The organism is Mesorhizobium sp. 2RAF21, from assembly GCF_052115345.1.
In the GTDB taxonomy this organism is placed as follows: Bacteria; Pseudomonadota; Alphaproteobacteria; order Rhizobiales; family Rhizobiaceae; genus Mesorhizobium; species Mesorhizobium terrae.
This window is the reverse complement of sequence record NZ_JBFRGM010000061.1, coordinates 1-452: the sequence shown is the minus strand read 5'-3', so window position 1 is coordinate 452 and position 452 is coordinate 1. Positions and strand designations below refer to the sequence as shown.

Genomic DNA, 452 nt, shown 5'->3' with positions numbered 1-452 from the left:
CAACGTTACTTCACATATTATATAAAAAAATTGTGCCTGAAGAAGGTATTGTAAAACAATTTTCACATTGTGAACTTATTCCTCAATTGAAGCTCATAGAATCAACTAAAAGTGGTGGTGAAGTAACACGAAACTATATTCGGCAAGCGCTTGATAAAAATCCAGAACTGCTATTAGCAGATGAACCAACAACTAACTTAGATAATGACTATATAGAAAAATTAGAACAGGATTTAAAAAATTGGCATGGAGCATTTATTATAGTTTCACATGATCGCGCTTTTTTAGATAACTTGTGTACTACTATATGGGAAATTGAAGAAGGAAGAATAACTGAATATAAGGGGAATTATAGTAACTATGTTGAACAAAAAGAATTAGAAAGACATCGAGAAGAATTAGAATATGAAAAATATGAAAAAGAAAAGAAGCGATTGGAAAAAGCTATAAAT

At 29.9% G+C, this 452-nt stretch carries 1 pseudogene; it reads left to right on the top strand.

The annotated features are described in order from the left end of the window. Positions 1–452, top strand: a pseudogene (locus tag AB4136_RS33375) (Msr family ABC-F type ribosomal protection protein); the annotation flags it as partial.